This is a genomic window from Bradyrhizobium sp. MI1.10 (genome assembly GCF_055811035.1).
In genome coordinates this window covers 1-17,137 of record NZ_JBVVPN010000047.1, presented here as the reverse complement: position 1 = coordinate 17,137, position 17,137 = coordinate 1, and the positions used below count along the sequence as shown (strand labels likewise).

General features: G+C 64.0%; 18 protein-coding genes. 9 read left to right on the top strand and 9 right to left on the bottom strand.

Translation table 11 applies throughout. From position 1 onward, the window contains the following. Positions 1-84: 84 nt before the first annotated feature. The 4 genes from AC0L3K_RS33520 to AC0L3K_RS33505 all read right to left on the bottom strand — a co-directional run bounded on the left by AC0L3K_RS33520 (position 85) and on the right by AC0L3K_RS33505 (position 3,739). The gene (locus AC0L3K_RS33520) at positions 85-1,215 is read right to left on the bottom strand and encodes an ABC transporter substrate-binding protein (RefSeq protein ID WP_007597937.1); all 1,131 of its coding nucleotides are present in this window, start codon (positions 1,213-1,215) and stop codon (positions 85-87) included. 58 nt (positions 1,216-1,273) lie between these two features. Then, complete coding sequence (locus tag AC0L3K_RS33515) at positions 1,274-2,152, bottom strand: shikimate dehydrogenase (RefSeq protein ID WP_354162211.1); 879 nt, start codon at positions 2,150-2,152, stop codon at positions 1,274-1,276. Between the two features lie 143 nt (positions 2,153-2,295). After that, positions 2,296-3,234, bottom strand: a complete 939-nt coding sequence (locus tag AC0L3K_RS33510; RefSeq protein WP_219679008.1) for a LysR family transcriptional regulator — start codon at positions 3,232-3,234, stop codon at positions 2,296-2,298. Between the two features lie 328 nt (positions 3,235-3,562). Further along, positions 3,563-3,739, bottom strand: coding sequence for a hypothetical protein (locus AC0L3K_RS33505; RefSeq protein WP_007597932.1), 177 nt, complete (start codon positions 3,737-3,739; stop codon positions 3,563-3,565). A gap of 167 nt (positions 3,740-3,906) precedes the next feature. Here AC0L3K_RS33505 and AC0L3K_RS33500 point away from each other — a divergent pair, with 167 nt between their 5' ends. The 7 genes from AC0L3K_RS33500 to AC0L3K_RS33470 all read left to right on the top strand — a co-directional run bounded on the left by AC0L3K_RS33500 (position 3,907) and on the right by AC0L3K_RS33470 (position 9,249). Further along, positions 3,907-4,635, top strand: coding sequence for a helix-turn-helix transcriptional regulator (locus AC0L3K_RS33500; RefSeq protein ID WP_007597931.1), 729 nt, complete (start codon positions 3,907-3,909; stop codon positions 4,633-4,635). Positions 4,636-4,718: 83 nt separating this feature from the next. Then, positions 4,719-5,378, top strand: a complete 660-nt coding sequence (locus tag AC0L3K_RS33495; protein WP_354200159.1) for an acyl-homoserine-lactone synthase — start codon at positions 4,719-4,721, stop codon at positions 5,376-5,378. Position 5,379: 1 nt separating this feature from the next. Continuing rightward, entirely contained in the window at positions 5,380-5,598 is a 219-nt protein-coding gene (locus AC0L3K_RS33490) for a hypothetical protein (RefSeq protein ID WP_027514447.1), read from the top strand. A gap of 311 nt (positions 5,599-5,909) precedes the next feature. Continuing rightward, complete coding sequence (locus AC0L3K_RS33485) at positions 5,910-6,827, top strand: branched-chain amino acid ABC transporter permease (protein ID WP_007615745.1); 918 nt, start codon at positions 5,910-5,912, stop codon at positions 6,825-6,827. Beyond that, positions 6,824-7,768, top strand: coding sequence for a branched-chain amino acid ABC transporter permease (locus tag AC0L3K_RS33480; protein ID WP_354127026.1), 945 nt, complete (start codon positions 6,824-6,826; stop codon positions 7,766-7,768). Before AC0L3K_RS33485 ends, AC0L3K_RS33480 begins: the two co-directional genes overlap by 4 nt. Next, positions 7,761-8,528 (top strand): ABC transporter ATP-binding protein, encoded by a 768-nt coding sequence (locus tag AC0L3K_RS33475; protein ID WP_354127025.1) that lies wholly within the window; start codon positions 7,761-7,763, stop codon positions 8,526-8,528. The genes AC0L3K_RS33480 and AC0L3K_RS33475 overlap by 8 nt, the downstream gene beginning before the upstream one ends. Further along, on the top strand, positions 8,521-9,249 hold the full coding sequence (locus AC0L3K_RS33470; RefSeq protein WP_354127024.1) for an ABC transporter ATP-binding protein: 729 nt from the start codon (positions 8,521-8,523) through the stop codon (positions 9,247-9,249). The genes AC0L3K_RS33475 and AC0L3K_RS33470 overlap by 8 nt, the downstream gene beginning before the upstream one ends. Before the next feature lie 181 nt (positions 9,250-9,430). Here the strand turns inward: AC0L3K_RS33470 and AC0L3K_RS33465 are convergent, their stop codons facing one another. The 3 genes from AC0L3K_RS33465 to AC0L3K_RS33455 all read right to left on the bottom strand — a co-directional run bounded on the left by AC0L3K_RS33465 (position 9,431) and on the right by AC0L3K_RS33455 (position 13,074). Then, entirely contained in the window at positions 9,431-9,778 is a 348-nt protein-coding gene (locus tag AC0L3K_RS33465) for a hypothetical protein (protein ID WP_473367616.1), read from the bottom strand. 339 nt (positions 9,779-10,117) lie between these two features. Then, entirely contained in the window at positions 10,118-11,566 is a 1,449-nt protein-coding gene (locus AC0L3K_RS33460) for a glutamine synthetase family protein (protein WP_473367615.1), read from the bottom strand. A gap of 149 nt (positions 11,567-11,715) precedes the next feature. After that, positions 11,716-13,074 (bottom strand): aromatic ring-hydroxylating dioxygenase subunit alpha, encoded by a 1,359-nt coding sequence (locus AC0L3K_RS33455; protein WP_354200156.1) that lies wholly within the window; start codon positions 13,072-13,074, stop codon positions 11,716-11,718. 110 nt (positions 13,075-13,184) lie between these two features. Here AC0L3K_RS33455 and AC0L3K_RS33450 point away from each other — a divergent pair, with 110 nt between their 5' ends. Further along, positions 13,185-13,970, top strand: a complete 786-nt coding sequence (locus AC0L3K_RS33450; RefSeq protein WP_354200155.1) for an IclR family transcriptional regulator domain-containing protein — start codon at positions 13,185-13,187, stop codon at positions 13,968-13,970. Between the two features lie 87 nt (positions 13,971-14,057). Here AC0L3K_RS33450 and AC0L3K_RS33445 read toward each other — a convergent pair whose 3' ends face one another. Together AC0L3K_RS33445 and AC0L3K_RS33440 are read right to left on the bottom strand one after the other, a co-directional pair. Next, a complete protein-coding gene (locus tag AC0L3K_RS33445) occupies positions 14,058-14,453 on the bottom strand; it encodes a group II truncated hemoglobin (protein ID WP_219679028.1) in 396 nt (131 codons plus the stop codon). 12 nt (positions 14,454-14,465) lie between these two features. Then, the gene (locus tag AC0L3K_RS33440) at positions 14,466-15,374 is read right to left on the bottom strand and encodes a helix-turn-helix transcriptional regulator (protein ID WP_007597907.1); all 909 of its coding nucleotides are present in this window, start codon (positions 15,372-15,374) and stop codon (positions 14,466-14,468) included. 152 nt (positions 15,375-15,526) lie between these two features. Here AC0L3K_RS33440 and AC0L3K_RS33435 point away from each other — a divergent pair, with 152 nt between their 5' ends. Next, positions 15,527-17,068, top strand: coding sequence for a benzoate-CoA ligase family protein (locus AC0L3K_RS33435; RefSeq protein ID WP_354200154.1), 1,542 nt, complete (start codon positions 15,527-15,529; stop codon positions 17,066-17,068). Positions 17,069-17,137 lie beyond the last annotated feature (69 nt).

Below are 17,137 nucleotides of genomic sequence, written 5' to 3'. Positions count from 1 at the left end.
GCGGGGAGAGGGAGACGAAAGATCTCGCTCCGCATCCGCCTTCGCTAAACCTTCGGCGGACAGGCGCGGCGAGAGGCAAAGACCTCACTTCACCTTCGGCAGCACCTGCTTCACCACTTGCTTGCCTTCGACCACTTCCACCAGAAAGCTCTGGCGGTCGATGTCGCCGGTGTCGCTGAAGGTGACGTCCATCAGGATGCCCGGCTCGTCCGCGGCCTTAATGGTCAGGCCGTGCAGGGTGTCGGCGAACGCCTTCGAATCCACCTTCCCCATCTTGTCGGTGGTGGCCTTCACCATGTAGACCGCGAGATAGCCTTTCAGCCCGTTATGGTCGGGCACGTAATTGTACTTCTTCGCGAACTTGTCGCGAAACGCCTTGATCAGGTCGACCGGCGCATCTGTGGTGAGGCCGACGTGGCCGCGCGCGCCGTTGGCGGCATCGCCCGCGAGCTCGATCACCTTCTGCCCGATCAGCGTGGTCTCGCCCATCAGCGGCGCGGTGACGCCCTGACGTTTCAGCTCCTTGAGGATACGTGCGCTCTCTTCCTCGTTCAAATAGACGAACACGGCATCGGGATTGGCGGCCTTGATCTTGCCGACGTCGGCGGCGAAATCGGCCTGACCTGCTTCGGTCGAGAGATCGGCGACCACCTTGGAGCCGAGCCGGTCGAGCTCCTTGACGACGACATCGCGACCGCCGCGGCCAAAATCGTTGTTGACCCAGACCACGGCGACCGACTTCGCCTTCATGTCGTCGTGAATGTATTTGGCGACCTTCGGCATCGACGATTGCTGGCCGAACGAGGTGCGGAACAGGAATTTGTTTCCGCCTTGCGTCAGCTCGGCGGCTTCGCCGCCCATGATCTGCGCGATGCCGGCTTCGGCCGCCAACGGCGCGGTCACCTTCACCGAGCCGGAATAGCCGGGTCCGAGCAGCACATAGGGCTCGGCGTCGAGCGCCTTTTGCACCTGCGCGCGCGCGACGCCGGGGTTGGATTGCGAATCCGCATGAGTGACTTCGAGCTTGCGGCCGAGCACGCCGCCCTTGGCGTTGATCTCCTCGATCGCGAGGTCGATGCCGTTTTTCCAGTTGGTGCCGACGGTGGCGCCGCCGCCGGACAACTCGGCGACGTCGGCGAGCTTGATCGCCTGGGCGTGGACGCTGGTTGCAGTCGCGAAGGCAAGCAGGGCGCCGGCCAGAATGGTCGATTTCATGGTCTCTCCTCCCATTTTTCGTTGATGTTGTGCGCGGCCTTGTGTCCGGCCGCTTCGGTTACGCTGCGTGATAGGCCGAGCTTCGTGCCGCCATCACCTCGTCGAATGCCTCTCCCATGATCTCGGTCGATGGGGCAAGACCCGTGAACAGTTCGAAAGCGTCGGCGGCCTGGTAGATTGCAAGCTCCCGGCCGGTCATGATCCGCGCGCCCTTGGCTTGGGAAGCCGCCAGCAGCGGCGTGATCAGCGGCGAATAGACGGCGTCGGCGACCCACAGGTTTTGACGCAGCAGCGTCGGCGCGACCGGCGTTTCCCGGTTCGGCAGCATGCCGACCGGCGTGCCGTTGACGAGGCCGGTTGCGCCGTCGAGCGCATCCTCGACGCTTGCGGCGACCCTGGCGCCCCCCTGCTTGACGAGCAGCGCGGCGAGTTTTTCGGCGCGTGCCGGCTCGCTGTCGAAGATGCGGATGTCGGTCACGTCAAGGCTCGCCAGCGCAAAGGCGATCGCCTTGCCGACGCCGCCGGTGCCGATCACGGCCACCGCGTTGCCGGACGGCGCCAGCAGCGGCGCGACGGCGCGCGCAAAGCCCGTCGTGTCGGTGTTGTGGCCGGTTAGCCGGCCGTTCCTGACGACGACGGTGTTGACCGCCCCCATGGCGGCCGCACCCGGTGCCAGTTCATCGAGCAGCGGGACCACTGCCTCCTTGTAGGGAAAGGTGACGTTGACGCCGGCAAAGCCGAGCCGCCGCACGCCTTCCAGCATCAGCCGGAGCCCGGCCGTATCGGCGCCGGCCACTTCGATGAGCTGATAATGTCCGCGCAGGCCAAGCCCCTCCGCGGCGCGCTCATGCATGGCAGGGGAGGCGGAATGCGCGATGGGTGCGCCGATCAGGCCGGTCAGGAGCTTTTTGGATGCGGCGGGTCCGCGCTTTGACATGGTTCGCTATCGTCTCGTTGGGAGCGTTCGGTCCCGGCCATTAGCGGGGAAATCCGCCCAGTTCCAAGGGGCTTCCCCTAGGAACGATAGTCTTTCCTCGGCCTAACACAATTACCCTTTTGTCCTGCAAACCTAACATAATGTTATCTCTTCCGCCCCCGTGCCGCCGCGGCCCTGCCTTTGCCCTGCGACGGCTCGACTGCGCGCATCTCCGCGCGCAGGGACTCGATGAAATACTCGACATGAAGCGACAGCGGCGCGCCGCGCTTCACCGCGATATAGGTCTCGAATCGCGTTGGCTCGGTGATCTTGATCAGCTCGATGCCGGGATAGCCGCCATGGGCCACCGTGAACTGGTCGATGACGGCGATGCCGAGCCCCGCCTTCACCAGCGCGCAGACCGTGGTGCCGAAGCGGGCGCGGATGGTGATGTTGTATGCGAGGCGGTGGCGCGCGAAGATCTCGGCCATGATCCGCCCGTAGGGATCGTTGGGATCAATGCCGATCAGCGGATAGCGCGTGATCTCGGCGGCGGAGACCTGCTTGCGGCCGGCGAGCTCGTGGCCCGGCGGCACGATGCAGTAGAGCTCGCCTGAGGCGAGCGGCATGAAGTCGAGCCCGGAATGCTCCAGGCGGTAGCTCATCGCCACGCACTCGCCGCGGCCGAGCATGAGGTAGTCGATGGCTTCCTCGAGCTTGAGGATGTTGATGTCGATGCCGAGATCCGGATAGCGCCGCCGGACCCGCTCGATCGCGCGCGGCACCATGACTTGCGAAATGCTCGGCACCGAGCCGATGCGCAATTCCGACAATCCGCCGCGTCCGATCTTGGAGATGATCTCGGAAAGGTCGTCGACCTTCTTGTAGACGCCGTTGATCTGCTCGAAGATGTTCTCGGCTTCCGGGGTGGGGAAATAGCGTCCGTTCTGGCGCTGGAAGAAGCGGATGCCGAGCGAGCGCTCGGTGTATTTGACGAGGCGGCTGATGCCCGGCGCCGAAACGTTCAGCAGCTTCGCCGCGCCGCCGATCGTGCCCGTCACCATCACGGCACGGATCACTTCAACCTGGCGCAGCGTCATCATTTCCTAGGCATCCAAAAGATAATCGTGGGCGGCGCTGCCTTTCCCTCTCCCCTTTGTGGGAGAGGGTGGATCACAGCGATAGAGCGAGACGGGTGAGGGGTTCTCTCCCGCGCGAGCCTCGCGCATTTGAACGCGTGGAAACAACCCCTCATCCGGCGCCATAGCCGATGCGAAGCATCGGCGTTTTGTTTTAAGAACGGCGGCCGAAGGCCGCCTATGCCACTTCTCCCACAAGGGGAGAAGGAAGGAAACATTCGCGTTCGGTTGTTCGGTTCAGAGGAAGGCATGGCACCGAACGGACCGTTCGTGCGCTCACAGCGATTGCGTGCTAGCTCGCCGGTCCGTCCGGCGAGGCGCTCTCTGCTGGCTTGCTGCGCTCGCTTTGCAGCACCCCGCGCGCGAACTCGATGATCTTCTGCTTGTTTGCCGTTTCGCGGACCGCGAAAAATACGCGGTTGAGTTCCAGGCCGAGCACGCTGTTGAGGGCGATGTCCTCGTCTTCCATCGTGGTTTCCCCGCTTCAGACATTGTAGGTGTATCTTGACGTCGCTTCTTCCACAAGTAGATTAAACCTTCTTGGTCAATGGGATACCGGGAAACTACGGAAACCGTGAATTGAGGCAGTGCCCAAAGACGTGCTATATCGCACAGCGAGGGTCAGGAAACGCACCGATGTCCGCCGTGGATTATGGCCGGGAAGCGCTCGACTTCATTGAGGGGCTAGGGGCCTATCGGAGGGTTCCGGACGCTATGAATGCGCTCGAAGGGGCCTTCGGGCGCTTCGGCTTTGAAACCATCATCGTGACAGGGTTGCCGAATCCCGACCAGCGGTTCGCACAGATGGTGCTCGCCAAGCGCTGGCCCGCGGAATGGTTCAGCCTCTACACCCAGAACAACTACGACCGCGTCGACCCCGTGGTGCGGATGTGCCGACAATCGGTCAACCCATTCGAGTGGTCGGAAGCGCCCTATGATGCCGAACTCGATCCGGGCGCGGCGGAGGTCATGAACCGCGCCGGCGATTTCCGCATGTCGCGCGGCTTCATCGTGCCGATCCACGGGCTCACCGGCTATGAAGCCGCCGTGTCGCTCGGCGGCATCCATCTCGATCTCAACGCCCGCAGCAAGCCGGCATTGCACCTGATGGCGATGTATGGCTTCGACCACATTCGCCGTCTGCTCGATCCGGCGCCGTATCCCTCGACGCGCCTCACTCCGCGCGAGCGCGAGGTGATCTCCTGGGCCTCACAGGGCAAATCGGCCTGGGAAATCGGCGAGATACTGCACATCACGCAGCGTACCGCCGAAGAGCATCTCGCGACCGCCGGGCGCAAGCTCGGAGCCGTGAACCGTACGCATGCGGTTGCACTGGCGATTCGCAACAAGATCATCAATCCCTAAGCGACGTACTGGGAAATTTCCCAATATCGAACCATTCTCTTTTCGCAGAGGGTGCCCTCCATTGAGGACGAATGGGGGCTTTCATGATTCACGCCATTTCTGCAGTAAATCGCCACCTTTACGAAGATGTACTCGATCAGCATTTCCGGCTGCGGCACGACATCTTCGTCGAAGAGCGGCGCTGGGAGACGCTGCGCAGGCCGGATTGTCGCGAGATCGATGCTTATGACGACGAGGACACAGTCTATCTGCTTGCGCTGGAGGGACGCCGTGTTATCGGCGGTCACCGGCTCTACCCGACCACCAAGCCTTCGATGATGAGCGAAGTCTTTCCGCATCTGGCATCGGTTCGCGGCTGTCCTTCGGATCCGCTGGTCTGGGAATGGTCGCGCTACTTCGTCGTGCGCGATCGCCGCGACGGCGCGCTCAACCTGCAACTGATGGCGGCGGTGCAGGAGTTCTGCCTCGGTCAGGGGATCGCGCAGGTCAGCGCGATCATGGAAACCTGGTGGTTGCCGCGCTTTCATGAGGCCGGCTTCGTCGTGACCCCGCTCGGCCTACCGGCTCTGGTGGAGAATGCGTGGACCATGGCGGCGACGATCGACATTCGTCGCGAGACGCTCGATGCCCTGCATGATCGCATCGGTGTGCCTTCTATCGTGCAACAGGACGGCCCGCGTCTGGACGCCGTCGCCCGTGCCAACCTCTGCGGCCTCGCTGCCGCGCAACGAAAGAGCGCCTGAGATGTCGAACATGATGCGGGACAGCCAGATCATGGCGCAGATCAAGGACGAAAATCTCGGCTACATGTCCGACATGGCGCTCGAACTCGCGCAGATGGCGGAAGACACCGGATTGGCGACGCTCGCCTATCTGTTCCGGATGGCGGCGCTGGAGGCCTCGACGGCCAATAGCGTGCTTGCCGAGCCGGATGACCTTCCCCGGCAGATGACGTCGCACTAGGCGGCTCCATCTACACGTTGCGACGAATTCACACCCTCTCTCCGGCAACGGAGGGAGGGTGATCCGTTTTGGGTGCGTCAGGTTGACCCATCCTGCGCGGCAGTCTTCTTGCAAGGCCGATTGCAGGGGCCAGGACCGATCGGATGCATCGGCATGCAACAAAGTGCATGTTGGGTGTCGAATCGCTCTTGCCTCGGAACGATACTGCCATTACCCATTTTTCCGCCTTGTAGAGGCAGGGGGAGCTCTTTCACTGATGGCGACCGTGTTCGAACATCGGCGCGAACCTGCGTGCGCCTGAAAGAGTTTTGATGCTGCTCGTCGTCGAACAGTTCTTGAACGGATTGCAGTTTGGCCTGCTGCTGTTCCTGCTCGCCGCCGGCCTGACGCTGGTGTTCGGGATCATGGATCTCGTCAACCTCGCGCACGGCTCGCTCTACATGATGGGCGCCTATTTCGCCGCGACCTTCGCAGCCTGGACCGGCAGCTTCCTGCTCGGCGCGCTGCTGGCGCTCGGCGCGACGCTCGTGCTCGGCATTGTGCTCGAGATGACCGCGCTGCGGCATCTCTATGGACGCGACCATCTCGACCATGTGCTCGCGACCTTCGGCCTGATCCTGTTCTTCAATGAAGCCGTGCGGCTGATCTGGGGGCCGGCCGGGCTTGCGCTGCCGCTGCCGGCCTGGCTCACCGTGCCGGTGCCGATCCTGCCGGGCATTCACTATCCCGCTTATCGCCTCGCCATCATCGTCGTGGCGCTGCTGGTTGCGCTGCTGCTCTATCTCGGCGTGATGCGCACCCGCATCGGCATGCTGATCCGGGCCGGCGCCTCCAACCGCGAGATGATCGGTGCGCTCGGCATCAACATCAAGCTGCTCTACACCCTGGTGTTCGGCCTCGGTGCCGCGCTCGCCGGCCTTGCCGGCTTGATGCAGGCGCCGATCCTCACCGTGCAGATCGGCATGGGCGAGAACATCCTGATTCTGGCCTTCGTTATCATCGTGATCGGCGGTATCGGTTCGATCCGCGGCGCGTTCCTGGCCGCGATCTTTGTCGGCATGATCGACACGCTCGGCCGCGCTTTCCTGCCCAATTTGTTGCGGCAGGTGCTGAGCGGCGCCGCGGCCTCCACCGCCGCGCCCGCGTTGTCGTCCATGCTGATCTATCTGCTGATGGCGATCGTGCTGGTGGTGCGTCCGGAGGGGCTGTTTCCGGCCAACCGCCGATGAAGGCTTTCACTGTGAGTAAGGCCGTCACGGCCCTGATGCTGGCGGGCCTCGTGCTGCTGCCGCTGTATTCGCAACTCTCCGGCAACATCTTCATCCTGACGCTGTTCACGCGCATCGTCATTCTGGCGCTGGCGGCCGCGAGCCTCAACCTCATCATGGGTTTTGGCGGCATGATGAGCTTTGGCCACGCCGCCTATCTCGGCATCGGCGGTTACGCGGTCGGCATGCTGGCGCAGGAAGGCGTGGGAAGCGGCTTCATCCAGTTTCCGGTCGCGCTCGCGGCGTCCGCGACTTACGCGCTGGTGATCGGCGCGCTCTCGCTTCGCACGCGTGGCGTTTACTTCATCATGATCACGCTCGCCTTCGCGCAGATGGCCTATTACGTCGCCTCGGGGCTGGCGCGTTATGGCGGCGATGACGGCCTCACCGTCTACAAGCGCAGCGACTTCTCCGGGCTGATCAATCTGTCGAACCGCACGCAGTTCTATTATCTCTGCCTCGCCTGCCTATTGGGCGTGGTCTTCCTGATCTGGCGCATCGCCAATTCGCGCTTCGGCCTCGTCCTGCAGGGCCTGCGCTCCAACGAGCAGCGCATGCAGGCGATCGGCTTTCCCTCGAAACGCTACCAGCTGGTCTGCTTCGTCATCTCGGGCATGATGTGCGGCCTTGCCGGCGCGCTGCTCGCCAACAACACCGATTTCGTCAGCCCGGCCGCGATGTACTGGACGCGTTCCGGCGACCTCATGGTGATGGTGATCCTCGGGGGCATGGGCACGCTGTTCGGTCCGGTCATCGGCGCCGTGGTGTATTTGCTGCTGGAAGAGTTCTTGTCGCAGCTCACCGAATACTGGGCGCTGATCATGGGCCCGATGCTGCTGCTGATCGTGCTGTTCGGCCGCGGCGGCATCATGGGCCTGCTCGGGAGGCTCCAACGTGGCTGAGCCGCTGCTCCGCGTTGACAAGCTGGTGCGCCGCTTCGGCGGCATCATTGCGACCGACAACGTCTCGCTCGACGTCGCGGCGGGTGAGCTGCACGCCATCATCGGCCCGAACGGCGCCGGCAAGACCACGCTGATCAGCCAGCTCACCGGGCATCTGGAGCCGCATTCCGGCAGCGTCTCGCTGGCGGGGCGCGACATCACCTATCTGCCGGCCTATCGCCGCTGCGCGTTGGGCCTGGCACGTTCGTTCCAGATCACTTCGCTGCTGCTCGATTTCACCGCCGCCGACAATGTTGCGCTCGCGGCGCAAGCGCATGCCGGCACCTCGTTTCGCTTCTTCGCCGATGCACGCAAGGAGAAGGGCCTGCGCGATGCCGCGCATGCCGCGCTCGACCGCGTCGGTCTCGCCCATCGTGCCGATGTCCTGGTGTCCAGGCTCAGTCATGGCGAGCGTCGCCAGATCGAGCTGGCCGTGGCGCTGGCAAGCAAGCCGAAACTTTTGCTGCTCGACGAGCCGATGGCCGGCCTCGGCGTCACCGAGTCCCAGCGCATGGTGCAGCTGCTCCAGGAACTGCGGAAAGAGGTCTCGATCGTGCTGGTCGAGCACGACATGCCGGCGGTGTTTGCGCTGGCCGACCGTATCTCGGTGCTGGTCTATGGCCGCGTCATCGCCTCCGGCGATCCGGCCGCGATCAGGGCGAACGAGGACGTCAAGCGCGCCTATCTCGGCGAGGCGCATGTGGTGACGCACCATGGCTGAAAAAGGGATGGGTGACACGCTGCTCGAGGTCGACGGCATCGAGACCTGCTATGGCCTGTCCCAGGTGCTGTTCGGCCTGTCGCTGTCGGTCAAATCAGGCGAGATGGTCTCGCTGATGGGCCGCAACGGCATGGGCAAGACCACGACCATCCGCTCCATCATGGGCCTGACGCCGGCGCGCGCAGGCAGCATCCGCTTTGCGGGTTCGGAAGTGCGGACGCAGCCGTCCTACAGGATCGCGCAACTCGGTGTCGGCCTCGTCCCCGAGGGGCGGCAGATTTTCCCGAACCTCACCGTGCGCGAAAACCTGGTCGCGGCCGCCGCCGATCGTTTCGACAGCAGCAATCCCTGGACGCTGGCGGCGATCTACGTGATGTTTCCGCGCCTGGCCGAGCGCGCCTCCAACATGGGCAACCAGCTCTCCGGCGGCGAGCAGCAGATGCTCGCAATTGGCCGCGCGCTGATGACCAACCCGAAGCTCCTCATCCTGGATGAAGCCACCGAAGGCCTGGCGCCGCTGATCCGCGAAGAGATCTGGAGCTGCCTGTCGCTGCTCAAGAGCCGGGGACAGTCGATCCTGGTCGTCGACAAGAACGTCGACCACCTGGCCCGCATCTGCGACCGCCACACCATCATCGAGCGCGGCAAGACGGTGTGGAGTGGCACCTCCGACGAACTGATGGCCGAGCCGGATCTGCAGCACAAATACCTGGGGATTTGAGGCGGCGGCGAGGTGAGGGACGGTACGCGTGGCCGCTCACCCGGTGTCGTCCTGGCGAACGCCAGGACCCATACCGCGAGGTCTGTCCATTGTGGACGGTATCAGTACCGGAGGAAGAATCTTCGCCAAACCCCTTCCCCGGGGTAATGCGTCCTGGCTTTCGCCAGGACGACATTGGCAATCACCAGTAAATCCCATGCCGATGCAGTTCGCGGATCACGCGCGCCTCCGTGGACGGCTGGCGGCGCTTCGGCTTGGTCGTCTCGGTCGTGCTGGTCACCGGTGTGGCCGAGGGTTGCGTCGGCGCGGTGGCCGCGGCTGAAGCCGGGCTGGTGATTGCCGTCTGGACATTCGCCGGCTGCGTTGCCGCCGGGGCTTGCGTCGTCTGCGGTGCGGCTGTCGGCGAGGCCCGTTGCTCGGCCGCCGGTTGGTTTGCACTGGTCGCTGCAAGGCTCAGACTGCGCGGACCGCCGGCATGGGCTTGTGTTGCGAACAGCGAGAGCGCTGCGATCAGGATCAGCTTTCGCATGGAAATCCCCATTATCTGGTCAATCCGGCTTACCTCTTGGCGGCTGACTGCCCCATCAGCGCGCCAGCCGATGCGCGCCGATTTCGATCAGAGTGGTCCGGCAGGACAGGCGATAGATCAGGCTGAACAATTGACCCAACATGACCGAACTCCTTTGTTGATCACTCGACAAAGGTTAACCCCGGTGTTTTTCCGGCGGTTTTCGGCACGTGACGAAAATGGTTTCGTCGGACCGCGACCTGATGTCGCCGGAACAGGTGGGACGAAGTCACCTCACGGGGGTGTGAGCATTGAGCCGCTGCGCCTCCACCTGCAAGGGAGGAGGTCAGAGGGAGCAGGTCAAAACACCTCGAAATATTCGCGGTGCTCCCAGTCGGTCACCTCGGACAGGAAGCGGTCGATCTCGGCATTCTTGATGTGGGTGTAATAATCGACGAACTCAGGCCCGAGCTTTTCGCGGAAGAACGGATCGTCCTTCAGCGCGCTGACCGCATCGCGCAACGACTTCGGCAAGAGCGGCGCCTTGGTTTCGTAGGGTGTGTCGGCCGACGGGCCGGGATCGAGCTTGCGATCGACGCCGTCCAGCCCTGAGAGGATCTGCGAGGCCATGTAGAGATAGGGATTGGCGGCGGGCTCGCCGATGCGGTTTTCCAGGCGCGTGGCGGCATCGCCGGCCGCTCCGAGCACGCGGATCATCACGCCGCGATTGTCGCGGCCCCAGATTGCGCGGTCCGGCGCCAGCGAATAGGAGCGGTAGCGCTTGTAGCCATTGATGGTCGGGGTGGTGAACACGGTCGACGCGCGGGCGTGGTCGAGCAGGCCCGCAAGCCAGGCGCGGCCGAACGCGCTGAGCGGCTCGCCGCCGTCTTTGGTCGTTTCCTGGGCCATGAACTGGTTCTCGCCGCTCGCGCGTGAGACCACCGATTGGTGCAGATGCCAGCCGCTCGCGAACAGGTTCGGCAGCTTCGGTCGGCACATGAAGGTGGCGTGATAGCCGTGGCGGTGCGCGATCTGCTTCACGGCGGAGCGAAACAGCACCATGTTGTCGGCGGGCTCCAGCCCCTTCTTCGGCGCGAAGGTGAACTCGCACTGGCTCGGCCCGAATTCGACCTCGACCGAGCGCAACGGCAATCCGAGCGCGACGATGTCACGCCGCAAGATCTCCAGCACCGGCTCCATCTGATCGAAGCGCTGCTCGGTGAGATATTGATAGCCGTGGCTGAGCAGGCTCACCGAGGGCGGCGTGCCGGGCTGGCCAGCGTCCTCGGGCCGCATATGCGGATCATCGAGCTTGAAGATGTGGAATTCGACCTCGAGGCCCGCCACGAAATCGTGGCCGCGGCTTGCGAGCTCGTCGAGCACCTTGCGATAGAGCCCGCGCGTCGCGAACGGAACGGGGCGGCCGTCGTTGAAATAGAGGTCGCAGAGAACCCAGCCCGTGGTCGGTGCCCACGGCAAAACGCGAAACGTGGAGGGATCGGCGATCATCAGCACGTCGGCCGCGCCCTCCATCTCCTTCATGCCGAAGCCGCCGCCCGACGTGAACACCGGAAACACCGTGCGGTGCGAGGTGTCCTTGGCGAGCATGGTGGTGGTGATGGAGCAGCCGCTCTCCAGCGAAGCGATCGCCTCGGCCGCGACGATGGTCTTGCCGCGCAAAATGCCGTGCTGGTCCGGGAAGGCGAGGCGGATGACCTCGAGGTTCTTCTCCTCCACGATGCGGCGCATGCGTGTCGCCGCGTCGTTCTGCTCATCCGACCACAGCGCATGACGCGCGACGAAAGTCACTTTGGTTGCTCCTTGGTCGTTAGGCGCGACACTGCCGCAACAGATTCCGTCATTGCGAGCGCAGCGAAGCAATCCAGAAACTCTCCGCGGAAACAGTCTGGATTGCTTCGCTTCGCTCGCAATGACGAAGGAGGGACCTGCATTCCGTGCTACTCCGCCGCCGTCAGCCGATGCACGTTGTCCGCGATCTCCTTCGGCACCGGCGCCGTCCACGGCGCGCTGCGGCGGCGCTTGACGTCGACTTCCATCCAGTAGATCTCCCAGCCTCGTGTCGGCCCGATGCCGTCCATGGTCGCCGGGCCCTGGATCGAACGTGCGGTGGCCTCGTCGAGATGCAGCATCGGCTTCTCGCCGCCTGCGACCTTCTCGATCTCCTGCCGCAGCAAGCGGCGGTATTGCACGATCGCCTTGTCGCTCGTGCCGAGGTGCTCCCTGGTGCGGTCCTGGATCGCGCCCATCGATTCCACCGCCCACTGGTCGTGGACGTTGATGTCGGTGCCCATGCCGGTATAGGTCGCCGTCTGCTGCTCGTGCGGATCGAAACCGTAATCGTTGGTCCTGTTCTTGCGAGATTTGTAATCCGGCAGCTCATAGAGCTCGAGCCGCTGGTCGCGCATCATCTTCTTGTCCACGGGGTTCGCGTAGCTCGTGAAGATCGCGTACCAGTAGCAGTTCTCGTCGTCGACCGGCACGTGCCACTGCGTGATCGTCATCTCCGTGCTCATGGGGATGACGAAACCGTGCGGGAAGAGCTGGTTGGTGACGCGCACATGGGTGCGCTCCTCGTCGATCTCGCGCAGCGCGATCAGCCGCAGGCCGTATTCGGTGTGCTCGACATTGATGATCGGACGGTCGTACTCGCGCAAGATCTTCGTCATCGGCAGGTCGGAGCCTGCCGATGCGCCGCGGAACTGCTTGCCGTAGGCCGTGGACGTGTCCTCGTCCTCGAAGAAGCGATGCAGGTAGGAGGCGTGCGCGGGATCGATGCCGACTTCGAGCGCCTGCAGCCAGTTGCAGGCCATGTGCCCCTTGAACGCGAAGGTGTGCGTGCCGGGCGCGACGAAGCAGTCGAGCTCCGGAAAGGCCGGCGGCTCACCCTCGCCGAGATAAGCCCAGAGGATGCCGCTCTTCTCCACCACGGGATAAGAGCGCTGACGAATGTTCTGGCAGAGCTTTGAGTCCTTCGGCTCCGCCGGGGTTTCAATGCATTGCCCGGTGGCGTCGAACAGCCAGCCATGGAAGGCGCAGCGCAGGCCGCCATGCTCGAGCCGTCCGAACGCGAGATCGGCGCCGCGATGCGCGCAGTGCCGATCGATCAGCCCGTAGCGTCCGGTCTCGTCGCGGAATAGCACCAGATTTTCGCCGAGCAATCTGACGGGGCGGATCGGACGATCGCCGTCGAGCTCGTCCACCAGCGCCGCCGGCTGCCAGTAGCTTCGCATCAGCTTCCCGCAGGGGTCCTTTGGACCGGTGCGGGTGATCAGGTCGTTCTGCTCCTGGCTCATCATGGCGAGTGCATCCTTTGTGGAGTGGCGTTTGTTCGCCTATTGAACGAATGGGCGAATTATGACATGCCTTGGTCTGGCAGCAAGCACTATTTTGCAGGATCCCGACACCCATGCCCAAGCTGAAGCGAAGCGAGAGCGACGAACGCGCGACGGATTTCGTCGAGAGCCTCGATCGCGGGCTGCGCCTGTTGCAATGCTTCGGCACCACGGCTGGACCGCTGACACTCAGCGATCTCGCCCGTGCCGCTGAGCTTCCACGCGCCACCGCGCGGCGCATGCTGTTCACGCTCCAGCGCGGCGGCTTCGTCAGCGGCGACGGAAAACTGTTCTCGCTGACGCCGCATGTGCTGACGCTGGCGGCGTCGTATCTGCGCTCCAGCCAGCTCGTCACGGTCCTGCAGCCGGTGCTCGACCGCGTTGCGACAGCGGCCAACGAAATCTCCTCGCTCGCGGTACTCGACGGCGATGAGGTCGTGTTCGTCGCACGCAGCAGTCCGACGCGGATGTTCTCAGGCGGATTGGAGATCGGCTATCGGCTTCCGGCGTTCTGCACCTCGGTCGGGCGCGCCATGCTCGGGCAGCTCGATGATGCCGAGCTTGCTGCGCGCCTGAAAGCGATGAAGCGCGAGGCGCTGACGCCGCAGACGGTGACCGACGCAAAGGCGCTGCTCGCACGCATCGCCGCCGACCGCACCCAAAACTATTCGCTGGTGGACCGCGAGGCCGAGCCGCATTTCCGCTCGATCTCGGTCCCGGTGCGTCGTTATGACGATGTCATCGTCGCCGCCATCAACATGGGCGCTCATGTTGACCGGGTGCCGGCCAAGGAGTTGATCGAGCGATTTTTGCCGCTGTTGCGCGAGGGCGCGGAGGCGGTGCGGTCGCAACTCTTGTAGCCCGGGTGAGCGAAGCGATACCCGGGAAAGTCATCGTGAAGACCCGGATGTCGCTTCGCTCATCCGGGCTACGCGCCTGTGCAAAAATCACGACCGGTTGCGCATCCAGTCGGCGAGGCCCGATATCGCACGATCGAGATCCTGTCGCGCAGCGCTATCCGTCACCGTCTCTTCCAGCGCGCCGCGCATGCAGAGCATCCACGCGTCGCGCTCGGTATCGCCGATGCCAAAGCCGATGTGGCGCTGGCGCAGCCGCGGGTGGCCCTTCTCGACCGAATACAGTTTCGGGCCACCGGTCCATTCGGTGAGATAGCGCTTCAGCACATCCCTGATGAGGCCGAGGTCGTCCGCATGCATTGCGCGAATGATCTTCGCCTCCGGCAGCGTATCCATCCGCTCGTAGAAGCGATCGACCAACAGGTCGATCGTGGCGCTGCCGCCGATCCGCTCGAACATGGAGATTGCGACGTCGCTGTCGGTCATGGGAGTTCGGACCTACAGCGCCACGCTGCGCAGCCCGAAGCTGCGTGCTTCGTTCTGCAGCACCGGCCGCACCGCATCAACCAGGCGCGCCGCGGCGGCATCGACGGACAGTCCTGCCGTGTCCACCACCGCCGTCGCGCGCGCATATAGCGGCTCGCGGCTCAAGAGGATGTTGCGCAGCTCCGCCATGGCGGAGCGGTCGTCGGCCATCGGACGCAGATCGCCCTGGCGGCGGACGCGGGCCATGTGCTCCTCGGGCTCGGCCTTCAACCAGATCGTGTAGAACGACGACAGGATCTGGTCGAACGTCAGGGGCTCCGAGACGATGCCGCCGCCGGTCGCCAGCACCATCAGCTCGTTGCGCGCGAGCAGCTGCTGCAGTGCCGCCTGCTCCATGCGGCGAAAGCCTTCCTGGCCGTAGAGCGCGATGATCTCGGCGACCGAGAGCCCGTTCTGCTGCTCGACCTCCTTGTTGAGCTCGACAAAACTCCAGCCGACCTTCTTCGCCAGCATCCGGCCGAGCGTGGATTTGCCGGCGCCGCGCAGGCCGATCAGCGCGATGCCGCAGAACGGTGCGCGCCGTGGCGCCGACGCGCTGCCGCCCGCGAGCAAATCCTTGGCTTGCGCGATCTGACTTGGCGTCGCCTTGCGCAGGAGATCGCGAAACATCTGCCAGTCCGGGGTCGGATCGACCGAGGGAAGCAGGTCCTCGAGATGCGCGCCCATCGCGTCGGAGACGCGGCGCAGCAGCACGATGGAGACATTGCCCTTGCCGCTTTCGAGCTGCGCGATGTAGCGCTCCGATATTCCTGATACCTTGGCGAGCACCTTGCGCGACATGCCGCGCAGCGCGCGCGTGGTGCGCACGCGCTGGCCGAGCTGTTCGAGAAATCGGGATTCGGCGTCGGGACTGTCGGTCATGGACTACGGATCATGGGCCTGCTTGAGCGGATGTCTTCTTTTAAGGAGGTCCTGCGGCGCGTATTAATGAAACATAGTGCCTGCTGGCATTGACAGCAAGCCAATGCGGTGTCTTTCTATGAATTATAATTCTAAATTCAGGGGAGAAGTCCGTGAGCGAGGGATCCTATAACGCGGTGACCTGGCTGCTCGACCGAAACGTCGAGGAGGGACGCGGCAACAAGCTCGCCTTCGACGACACCGTCTCACGGCTCACCTATGGCGAGCTCCAGCGCGAAACGCGGTGCGCCGCCAACATGCTGCGCCGGCTCGGTGTTCGCCGCGAAGAGCGCGTGGCCATGATCATGCTGGATACTGTCGACTTCCCGATTGTGTTCCTGGGCGCGATCCGCGCCGGCATCGTGCCGGTGCCGCTCAACACGCTGCTGACATCGGATCAATACGCCTACATCCTCGCCGATTGCCGTGCGCGCGTGCTGTTCGTCTCGGAAGCGCTCTATCCCGTGATCAAGGACGTCGTCGGCCGCATGCCGGATCTCGAGCATGTCGTGGTCTCCGGCGCCAAGCAGAACGGTCACAAGCAGCTCGCCGAGGAGATTGCGGAAGAGAGCGACCGGTTCACGACCGCTGCGACACATCCGGATGAGCCGGCGTTCTGGCTCTATTCGTCAGGGTCGACGGGCATGCCCAAGGGGGTGCGGCATATCCATTCGAATCTCCAGGCCACTGCGGACACCTACGCCAAGCAGGTGCTCGGCATTCGCGAGAGCGACGTCTGCCTTTCCGCGGCAAAGCTGTTCTTCGCCTATGGTCTCGGCAATGCGTTGACCTTTCCGATGTCGGTCGGCGCCACCGTCGTGCTCAACAGCGAGCGCCCGACGCCCGCCCGCATGTTCGACCTGATGAACCGCTACAACCCCTCGATCTTCTACGGCGTGCCGACCTTGTTCGCGGCGATGCTCAACGACGAGAGCATGAAGAGCGAGCGTGGCGGCAAGAATTTGCGCATCTGCACCTCCGCCGGCGAGGCGCTGCCGGAATCCGTCGGCAACAGCTGGAAGGCGCGCTTCAGCGTCGACATTCTCGACGGCGTCGGCTCGACCGAGCTGTTGCACATCTTCCTCTCGAATGCGCCCGGCGACATCAAATACGGCTGCTCCGGCAAGCCGGTGCCGGGCTATGCGGTGCGGCTGGTCAACGAAGCCGGACAGGATGTTGCCGACGGCGAAGTCGGCGAGCTCCTGGTCGATGCGCCCTCCGCCGGCGAGGGCTACTGGAACCAGCGCCACAAGAGCCGCCGCACGTTCGAAGGACCGTGGACCCGCACCGGCGACAAATATGTCAGGGATGCCGAGGGCCGCTACACCTTCTGCGGTCGCGCCGACGACATGTTCAAGGTCTCCGGCATCTGGGTCTCGCCCTTCGAGGTCGAGAGCGCGCTGATCACGCATCCCGCCGTGCTGGAAGCTGCCGTCGTGCCCGAAGCCGATCCGGAGGGACTGCTGAAGCCGAAGGCCTTTGTCGTGCTGCGCCCCGGCGCGACGACGACGGGCCTGCAGGAGATGCTCAAGGACCACGTCAAGCAGAAAATCGGCCCGTGGAAATATCCGCGCTGGATCGACGTGGTGGACTCGCTGCCGAAGACGGCGACGGGAAAGATCCAGCGGTTCAAGCTGCGGGACGGGACGAATTGAGTGCGTGGATGTCTTGCGTTTCTGTCGCGCCGAATCTCGCTGCGCTCCCTTGTGGGGGTGGGGGAGGGC

What these genes read in the sequence shown, in the direction of transcription:
- AC0L3K_RS33520 (WP_007597937.1), bottom strand. Translation starts at nt 1,215, where the DNA reads ATGAAATCGACCATTCTGGCCGGCGCCCTGCTTGCCTTCGCGACTGCA.
- AC0L3K_RS33515 (WP_354162211.1), bottom strand. Translation starts at nt 2,152, where the DNA reads ATGTCAAAGCGCGGACCCGCCGCATCCAAAAAGCTCCTGACCGGCCTG.
- AC0L3K_RS33510 (WP_219679008.1), bottom strand. Translation starts at nt 3,234, where the DNA reads ATGATGACGCTGCGCCAGGTTGAAGTGATCCGTGCCGTGATGGTGACG.
- AC0L3K_RS33505 (WP_007597932.1), bottom strand. Translation starts at nt 3,739, where the DNA reads ATGGAAGACGAGGACATCGCCCTCAACAGCGTGCTCGGCCTGGAACTC.
- AC0L3K_RS33500 (WP_007597931.1), top strand. Translation starts at nt 3,907, where the DNA reads ATGTCCGCCGTGGATTATGGCCGGGAAGCGCTCGACTTCATTGAGGGG.
- AC0L3K_RS33495 (WP_354200159.1), top strand. Translation starts at nt 4,719, where the DNA reads ATGATTCACGCCATTTCTGCAGTAAATCGCCACCTTTACGAAGATGTA.
- AC0L3K_RS33490 (WP_027514447.1), top strand. Translation starts at nt 5,380, where the DNA reads ATGTCGAACATGATGCGGGACAGCCAGATCATGGCGCAGATCAAGGAC.
- AC0L3K_RS33485 (WP_007615745.1), top strand. Translation starts at nt 5,910, where the DNA reads ATGCTGCTCGTCGTCGAACAGTTCTTGAACGGATTGCAGTTTGGCCTG.
- AC0L3K_RS33480 (WP_354127026.1), top strand. Translation starts at nt 6,824, where the DNA reads ATGAAGGCTTTCACTGTGAGTAAGGCCGTCACGGCCCTGATGCTGGCG.
- AC0L3K_RS33470 (WP_354127024.1), top strand. Translation starts at nt 8,521, where the DNA reads ATGGCTGAAAAAGGGATGGGTGACACGCTGCTCGAGGTCGACGGCATC.
- AC0L3K_RS33465 (WP_473367616.1), bottom strand. Translation starts at nt 9,778, where the DNA reads ATGCGAAAGCTGATCCTGATCGCAGCGCTCTCGCTGTTCGCAACACAA.
- AC0L3K_RS33455 (WP_354200156.1), bottom strand. Translation starts at nt 13,074, where the DNA reads ATGATGAGCCAGGAGCAGAACGACCTGATCACCCGCACCGGTCCAAAG.
- AC0L3K_RS33450 (WP_354200155.1), top strand. Translation starts at nt 13,185, where the DNA reads ATGCCCAAGCTGAAGCGAAGCGAGAGCGACGAACGCGCGACGGATTTC.
- AC0L3K_RS33445 (WP_219679028.1), bottom strand. Translation starts at nt 14,453, where the DNA reads ATGACCGACAGCGACGTCGCAATCTCCATGTTCGAGCGGATCGGCGGC.
- AC0L3K_RS33440 (WP_007597907.1), bottom strand. Translation starts at nt 15,374, where the DNA reads ATGACCGACAGTCCCGACGCCGAATCCCGATTTCTCGAACAGCTCGGC.